This window comes from Streptomyces sp. CBMA29 (genome assembly GCF_014596445.1).
Lineage (GTDB): Bacteria > Actinomycetota > Actinomycetes > Streptomycetales > Streptomycetaceae > Actinacidiphila.
In genome coordinates this window covers 1-7,670 of record NZ_MECL01000079.1, presented here as the reverse complement: position 1 = coordinate 7,670, position 7,670 = coordinate 1, and the positions used below count along the sequence as shown (strand labels likewise).

Below are 7,670 nucleotides of genomic sequence, written 5' to 3'. Positions count from 1 at the left end.
GGTCCGGACGCCGCCGCGACCGTCGCCGCCGTACGCGCCGCGCTGGGCGACGAGGCGTACGAGCGCGAGCGCGCGTCGGCCGCCGCCCTCGACCCCGACGCGGCGCTCGCCGTCCTGACGGCGTACGTCACGGCGGACTGAGCGAACGGGGAACCACCGCCGCGCGGGCTTGACCGGTCCCGAGACGCGCGCCCGGCGGGTCCTGACCGGATCGCGCACCGGCGCTGTCAGCCGACGGTGATCGCGCACCGGCGCTGTCAGCCGTCGGTACGCCGGCCGTCAGCGGGCCGCCGCACGCTGCTCGCCATGACGACGACGACACCGAACGACGACGTGAAGGGCGGCGGGGGCGCCGCCGAACAGGCGCACCGGCGCCGCTGGGCCGTCCTGGCCATCTGCTGCGTGGCCGCCGCACTGCTGGGCATCGACAACAGCGTCCTCAACTACGCGATCCCGTCCCTGTCCCGCGAGCTGGGCCCGTCCTCCACCCAGCTCCTGTGGATCGTGGACATCTACGGCTTCGTCCTCGGCGGTCTGCTGATCGTGGCGGGCAACATCGGCGACCGGATCGGCCGCAAGAAGCTCCTGCTGCTGGGTGTCGCGGGCTTCGGCGCCGCCTCCGCGCTCACCGCCTACGCCGACGGCCCCGGCACGCTGATCGCGTCCCGCGCGCTGCTCGGCCTGGCCGGGGCCACGATCATGCCGTCCACCCTGTCGCTGGTCCGCAGCGCCTTCGACGACCCCAAGGAGCGGACCACCGCGATCGGCATCAGCAGCGGCATCGGCGCGGCCAGCTTCGCGCTCGGCCCGGTCGTCGGCGGCGCGCTGCTCGACCACTTCTGGTGGGGCTCGGTCTTCCTGATCAACGTCCCCGTGATGGCCGCCGTCCTCGTCGCGGGCGTCGTCCTGCTCCCCGAGTCCCGCAATCCGCGTCCCGGACGGCTGGACTGGCCGAGCGTCCCCCTGTCGATCGCCGGGCTCTTCGGCGTCATCTACGCCATCAAGACCGCCGCACGCGACGGCGTCGACGACCACGCCGTCTGGATCTCCGCGGCCGTCGGCGTCGCCGCCCTCGTCCTCTTCCTGCGCCGCCAGACCACCCTCGCCGAACCGCTGCTCGACCTGAGGTTCTTCCGCAACCCCGCCTTCGCGGGGGCCGTCGGCTCCAACGTCGTGACGCTGTTCACCGCCACCACCCTGTCCCTCGGCTTCTCGCTGTACTTCCAGGTGGTACGCGGCTGGTCGCCGCTGACCGCGGGGCTCGCGCTGCTGCCGGGACCGCTGTCCGCCGCCTTCGCCGCGCCGCTGTCCGCGCTGCTGATCCCGAGGATCGGCCGGGCCCGTACCGTCTCGTTCGGCCTGCTCCTCATGGCGCTGAGCACCGCCGCGTTCGGGCTGATCAGCGCGGACACCAGCTACTGGCTGCTGCTCCCGGCGCTCGTCGTCAACGGCGCCGGACTGATCTTCGTCTTCTCCGTCACCGCCGACACCCTGCTGGCCAGCGTGCCCAGGACCAGGACCGGTACGGCCGCCGCCATTTCCGAGACCGCCATGGAACTCGGCGGCGCCCTCGGCATCGCCATCCTCGGCTCGGTCCTCAGCGCCTTCTACCGCGACGGCCTCACCCTGCCCGCCGGGCTCTCCCCCGACCGGGTCGCCACCGCGCGCGAATCCGTCACCTCCGGCGTCGAGACCGGCGCCGCCCTGCCCGGCGCCACCGGTCAGCAGGTCGTCGCCGCCGCCAAGTCGGCCTTCACCGACGCGATGCACGGCACGCTCTACATAGCCGCCGCGCTGATGCTGATCGGCGCCGTCGCCGCCCTGTTCGCCCTCCGCGGGGTCCCCGCCGTGCTCGACGTCCCCGAAGCCCCTGCGGAGCAGGCGGCCAAGACCGCCACCGCCACGGCCGTCTGACGGCGAAATGCCCCGCCAGGGGCGCGAGGGACCGCGCGATCAGCCACGACGTGCATGCACGTCACCACCGGCCCCGGCGGGGCGGACCGGTGGTCCTCGGACCACCGGCGGGTGGGGGCTGGCCGCGCAGTTCCTCGCGCCCCTGACGGGGCGAGGTCGTTCGCGTGCGGCGCCGTGCTCACGGCGTCAGCGCTTACGGGTAGGTGCCGCCACGCCCCTCGTCGTCGGTGCGGTCGGCGTCGGCCTGCTTGGCCTCGACCTCGGGGTCGAGGCCATCGGCGTCGATGGAGCCGTCGACCTGGTCGATCGTGCCGTTCGGCGAGGACCCGTTGGGGTGGCCGATCGGCTCGACGACGGTGAGGGTGCCGCTGCCGTTCACGGGACCGCGGTCGGCGACGTCGGTCGCCTCCGGCGGCTCCACCAGCCAGTCCGGGTTGGTCTGCTTCGACCACCACTTCCAGGCGGCGAAGGCCGCGCCGCCGACGAGACCGGCGACGACGAGACCGCGGAAGGCCCGGCCGGTGCGCTCGCGGCGCACCCGCCTGCGGACCAGCCCGTCGATCTCGGCCGCGGTCACCTGGCCGCGCAGCGCGTGCAGCGCGGCGGCACCGCGCAGCACCGCCTCATCCTTGGCGGGACCCGCGACCGAGCGGGTCGCGGTCACGGCGGACTCCACCTTGGGCGTGGTGTAGTCGGCAGCCGCCCGCACCTTCGGCGCGGTGTAGTCGGCGGCGGCCCGCGCGCTGCGGCGGGTCCGCTTGGCGGCGGTGCCGAGCGCGTCGGCGGCCTTCGGCGGCACGGCCGACTTCGCCTGCTCGCGGGCCTGGTCGACCCGGTCGGCGAGATGGGCGTCGTACTGCTGCCTGGCCAGCGCGCCGGCCTGCTGCGCGTAGTACGCGGCGTTGTCCTTCGCCGTGCTCGCGTACGGCGCCGCCACCTCCGCGGCATGCCGCACGCTGTCCTTGGTCACGTCGGCTGCGTGGCGCACGCTGTCGATGCGGGTCACGGGATCCTCCTCCTCGGTGGCGTACGGTTTTCGCCTTTCCACCCAGTTTGAAATCATGCCTGCCGATGCCGGGTCCGGCATGTGCGGACGCGCATACGGGTCAGGTCCCCGCTCCGAGCGGTTCGTCCCGGCGTCCGGCACGTCTCCACACGGCCCGCGACGCGCGCCGCCGCCCCCCTTGCCACGGACCCTCGGGGAACCCCGCGCGCGCCACCGCGTCCGTGAAAGGATTTGTCCCTGTCAGTGAAGACTATGGAAGGTAGACCGTGGCCGAGCAGCTCTACGCCACCCTGAGGACCAACCACGGCGACATCGTGATCCGGCTGCTGCCGAACCACGCGCCCAAGACGGTGGACAACTTCGTCGGGCTCGCCGAGGGCACCCGCGAGTGGACCGACCCCCGTACCGGCCGGCCTTCCACGGCCAAGCTCTACGACGGCACCGTCTTCCACCGCGTCATTTCCGGGTTCATGATGCAGGGCGGCGATCCGCTGGGGAACGGCACCGGTGGTCCCGGCTACGAGTTCGCCGACGAATTCCACCCCGACCTGGCCTTCGACAAGCCCTACCTGCTGGCGATGGCCAACTCGGGCCCGGCGACCAACGGCTCGCAGTTCTTCATCACGGTCGCGCCGACCACCTGGCTGACCCGTAAGCACACCATCTTCGGCGAGGTCGCGGACGACGCCAGCAAGAAGGTCGTCGGGTCGATCATCGGCGCCCCGACCAACCCGCGCACCGACCGGCCGCTGGACGACGTCGTCATCGAGACGGTCGTGATCGAGAAGCGCTGACGCGGCCCGCCGGTCCACCGGCCGCATCCCGTACCCTTCGGGAACATCGCGCCCCGCCCGCACGTCTGAGTGGGCGGGGCGTCTCAGCGCCTCCGCGCCGCATCGCGAGGCGCTTCATCCAGGGAGAAGGCTCATGGACCAGGCGGTCTGCTGCTACCGGCACCCGGACCGGGAGACCGGTATTCGCTGCACCCGCTGCGACCGGCCGATCTGCCCCGAGTGCATGGTCAACGCGTCGGTCGGCTTCCAGTGCCCGGAGTGTGTCAGCGAGGCCAGCCGGCACACGGCGGCGCCGCGTACGGTCGCCGGCGGCACGGTCGCGGCCGACCCGTTCCTGATCACCAAGATCCTCATCGGCCTGAACGTCGCGGTGTTCCTGCTGGTCCAGGCGGTCGGCGACCGGCTGGTCTACGACCTCGGGCTGTACGCGGTCTGCGGCAACGACCCGTTCGGGCAGCACGGCTGCGTCGGCGTCGCCCAGGGCCCCGACCAGTGGTACCGGCTCATCACCTCGGCGTTCCTGCACCAGGCGGTCCTGCACATCGGCTTCAACATGCTGTCGCTGTGGTGGATCGGCGCCCCGCTGGAGCGGATGCTCGGCCGGGCCCGCTATCTCGCGCTCTACCTGGTCTCCGCGCTCGGCGGCAGCGCGCTGGTGCTGCTGCTCGCCCCGTCGTCGCTCACCCTGGGCGCCTCGGGCGCGGTCTACGGCCTGTTCGGCGCGACCGCCGTCTTCATGCGGCGGATGCGGTACGACATGCGGCCGGTGCTGATCCTGCTGGCGCTCAACATCGTGTTCACCTTCACCTGGGCCGACATCAGCTGGCAGGGCCACATCGGCGGACTGGTGGCGGGCACCGCGATCGCCATAGGGATGGCCTACGCGCCGCGCGAGCGCCGCGATCTGGTGCAGTGGGGGACCACGGCGGCGGTGCTGGTGATCTCGATCGCGCTCAGCGTGATCGCTGTGGCGCAGGTCACGTCCTGAGGGACGGATTCGCGGCCGTGGACCCGTGTCCATTGGCGTTGATCACACGTTATCCACAGCGTGTAGGCGGGTCTTCGCAAGTTGTGCACAAGTCGTCGGAAGACCGTGTTTCAGGCCCGCACAAGCCCAAGATCAGCGAAAGACCGGTGGCCGACGTCCTGGCCACCGGTCGTACCGGCGTCAACCTCGAAGAGGTTATCCACAGATCTTCCGACCTTTTCCCCACTGTGGATAACCGTGTGGACAAACGTCCGGACGCCGCTCGCGCGGCACGCCGACGCAGCCCCCGGCACCCCGCTGGGGACGGCTACTTCCACTGGGTGGACACGACGAACCCACCCGCGATGAAGCCGAAACCGACCACGATGTTCCAGTTGCCGAACGCTTCGACGGGCAGACTGCCCTGCGTCACATAGAACAGCACGATCCACGCCAGGCCGACGATGAAGAACGCCAGCATGAGCGGCGCGACCCAGTTGCGGTTGGTGTTGAACTTTATGGCGGTGGCCGTCTTCGCCGGTGGCGGCGTGAAATCGGCCTTCTTGCGGATCCGTGACTTCGGCACGAGGGACGCTCCTGTCGATGCGCTGCGTAACCGCGCGGGTGTGCGGGGTAAGCCGGGCGGGTTCTGGGCCTGGTAAGGGTCACTACCGCTTCCGGGCGTCCGTTAGCGTAGTGCTTCCTCGGGTTATAAGGAGACAGGGTACGGTGACGGATTCAGACGGGGTATCCCCCACCCCCTCCCGTCCTGCCCACCGCACCGTAGCGCTGCGGACCATGAGTGCGGGAGTCTTCGCGCTCGCCGGACTGATCTTCTGGACCAGCTTCAACACCGCCAAGGGCGTCGACATCCGCAGCGACGACCCGCTGCCGAAGCTGTCCGACACCGTACGTACCAAGAACACCCGTAATCAGCAGCTGGAGGACCAGCTCTCCGGGGTGCGCAAGGACGTGGACCGGCTGACCCGGCAGGGCGACGGCGTCAGCCCCGCCGAGCGGGCCAGGCTCGACGCCCTCGACAAGGCGGCGGGCACCGACAAGCTGACCGGCCCCGCGATCGACGTGACGCTCAACGACGCCCCGCCGAACGCGACCGCGCTGGTCCCCGGCGTCCCCGACCCGCAGCCCAACGACCTGGTCATCCACCAGCAGGACCTCCAGGCCGTGGTCAACGCGCTGTGGCAGGGCGGCGCCCAGGGCATCCGCGTCATGGACCAGCGGCTGATCTCCACCAGCGCGGTGCGCTGCGTCGGCAACACCCTGATCCTCCAGGGCCGCGTCTACTCCCCGCCCTACCGCATCACCGCCGTCGGCGACCAGGCCAAGCTGCGCAAGGCGCTCAACGACAGCCCGGCCATCCAGAACTACCTCCAGTACGTCAACGCGTACGGCCTCGGCTGGAAGGTCGGCGCGCAGAAGCGGACCACGCTGCCCGGCTACTCGGGCTCGACCGACCTGCACTACGCGGAGCCGGCGTCGTGAGCGGCGGGCGTCTCCGGCCGAACCATTGGCGAACGCATGCCGAAGCCTTTGTCCAGCCGGGCCCCCTGTCACGCCGATCTCCCTTTACTCTGTTCCGGGGAAGAGGAAGGAAGGCAGCGCATGTACGGCTGGATCTGGCGGCATCTGCCGGGTAACGCGTGGGTGAGGGCTTCGATCTCGCTCGTGCTCGCCCTGGTCGTCGTCTACCTCCTCTTCCAGTACATCTTTCCGTGGGCGGAGCCGCTGCTGCCGTTCAACGAGGTCACCGTCGACAACGGGATGGCCGTCGTACGCGAGACGGGGACGGCCGCTGTCCGATGAGCGCACGCATTCTCGTAGTGGACAACTACGACTCCTTCGTCTTCAACCTGGTCCAGTACCTCTACCAACTCGGCGCCGAGTGCGAGGTGCGGCGCAACGACGAGGTCAAGCCCGCGCACGCGCGGGACGGTTTCGACGGCGTACTGCTCTCGCCCGGCCCCGGCACGCCGGAAGAGGCGGGCGTCTGCGTCGACATGGTGCGGCACTGCGCGGACACCGGGGTGCCGGTCTTCGGCGTCTGCCTCGGCCTCCAGTCGATGGCCGTCGCGTACGGCGGGGTCGTGGACCGCGCGCCGGAACTGCTGCACGGCAAGACGTCGCTGGTGACGCACGACGGGACCGGCGTCTTCGCCGGGCTGCCGTCGCCCTTCACCGCGACCCGCTACCACTCGCTCGCCGTCGAACGCGACACCGTGCCCGAGGAGTTCCGGGTCACCGCGTGGACCGAGTCCGGTGTGATCATGGGCTTGCGGCACCGGGACGCGGCCGTCGAGGGCGTGCAGTTCCACCCGGAGTCGGTGCTCACCGAGTGGGGCCATCTGATGCTGGCCAACTGGCTTGCCGAGTGCGGTGATCCGGCGGCCGTAGGCCGCTCCGAGGGCCTGGCACCCGTGGTCGGTACGGCGGGTGGCGCGGGGAGCGCCGGAGGTCCGGGGAGTCCTGCGGGGAGGGCCGGGGCGTGACCACGCTCCGCCCGGAGCGCCCCTCGGACGGCCCGATGTCCTATGAGGACACCGGGCAGTTCAAAGCCGTTGTCGAGCAGCTCGACGACCCCCTGAACGACCCCCTCCCCGGAAGACCCCCCGCGGTTCCCGAGCCGTCGTACGAAGAGCCGGCCCATGAGGAGCCTGCCTACGAGGAACCGGCGTACGAGGAACCGGCGTTCCCGGAACCCGCCTACGAGGAACCCGCCTACGAGGAGCCTGCCTACGAGGAACTGGACCTCGGTACGGCCACGGTCGTGCAGCCCGTCGTACGGCCGGTCGAGCAGCCGGCCGTCGAACCGCCGCCGGAGGACGTCCTCGAATCCGTCTTCCCCACAACGGAGTCGGCCCCGGAACCGGCCCCCGAGCCCGCGGGTCCCGTGCTCGGCCCCGACGCCGAGGGCGGCCGGGCCGCGCGGCGGAAGGCGGCGCAGGCACAGCAGCGCGGCGGCGCCGGGCAC

General features: G+C 71.2%; 8 protein-coding genes and 1 pseudogene. 7 read left to right on the top strand and 2 right to left on the bottom strand.

Features of this window, described 5'->3' with window-relative positions; genetic code table 11:
* The first annotated feature begins 306 nt into the window (after positions 1–306).
* Entirely contained in the window at positions 307–1,914 is a 1,608-nt protein-coding gene (locus tag BGM09_RS12445; protein ID WP_188281590.1) for an MFS transporter, read from the top strand.
* Positions 1,915–2,107: 193 nt separating this feature from the next.
* Here BGM09_RS12445 and BGM09_RS12440 read toward each other — a convergent pair whose 3' ends face one another.
* Positions 2,108–2,920: a DUF5324 family protein gene (locus BGM09_RS12440; RefSeq protein ID WP_188281589.1), complete on the bottom strand. Its 813-nt coding sequence runs from the start codon at positions 2,918–2,920 to the stop codon at positions 2,108–2,110.
* A 266-nt stretch (positions 2,921–3,186) separates the two neighbouring features.
* On the opposite strand from BGM09_RS12440, the gene BGM09_RS12435 reads away from it, so the two are divergent.
* Complete coding sequence (locus BGM09_RS12435) at positions 3,187–3,714, top strand: peptidylprolyl isomerase (RefSeq protein ID WP_188281588.1); 528 nt, start codon at positions 3,187–3,189, stop codon at positions 3,712–3,714.
* A 133-nt stretch (positions 3,715–3,847) separates the two neighbouring features.
* Positions 3,848–4,702 (top strand): rhomboid family intramembrane serine protease, encoded by an 855-nt coding sequence (locus tag BGM09_RS12430; RefSeq protein ID WP_188281587.1) that lies wholly within the window; start codon positions 3,848–3,850, stop codon positions 4,700–4,702.
* A gap of 307 nt (positions 4,703–5,009) precedes the next feature.
* Here the strand turns inward: BGM09_RS12430 and crgA are convergent, their stop codons facing one another.
* A complete protein-coding gene (crgA, locus tag BGM09_RS12425; RefSeq protein WP_188281586.1) occupies positions 5,010–5,267 on the bottom strand; it encodes a cell division protein CrgA in 258 nt (85 codons plus the stop codon).
* Positions 5,268–5,479: 212 nt separating this feature from the next.
* Here crgA and BGM09_RS12420 point away from each other — a divergent pair, with 212 nt between their 5' ends.
* The 4 genes and pseudogenes from BGM09_RS12420 to BGM09_RS12405 form a co-directional block, all read left to right on the top strand.
* A complete protein-coding gene (locus tag BGM09_RS12420) occupies positions 5,480–6,184 on the top strand; it encodes a DUF881 domain-containing protein (protein ID WP_188281585.1) in 705 nt (234 codons plus the stop codon).
* A gap of 120 nt (positions 6,185–6,304) precedes the next feature.
* The gene (locus BGM09_RS12415) at positions 6,305–6,505 is read left to right on the top strand and encodes a hypothetical protein (protein WP_188281584.1); all 201 of its coding nucleotides are present in this window, start codon (positions 6,305–6,307) and stop codon (positions 6,503–6,505) included.
* The gene (locus tag BGM09_RS12410; protein ID WP_188281583.1) at positions 6,502–7,188 is read left to right on the top strand and encodes an aminodeoxychorismate/anthranilate synthase component II; all 687 of its coding nucleotides are present in this window, start codon (positions 6,502–6,504) and stop codon (positions 7,186–7,188) included. Before BGM09_RS12415 ends, BGM09_RS12410 begins: the two co-directional genes overlap by 4 nt.
* Positions 7,185–7,670, top strand: a pseudogene (locus BGM09_RS12405) (hypothetical protein); the annotation flags it as partial. The gene BGM09_RS12410 and the pseudogene BGM09_RS12405, both read left to right, overlap by 4 nt.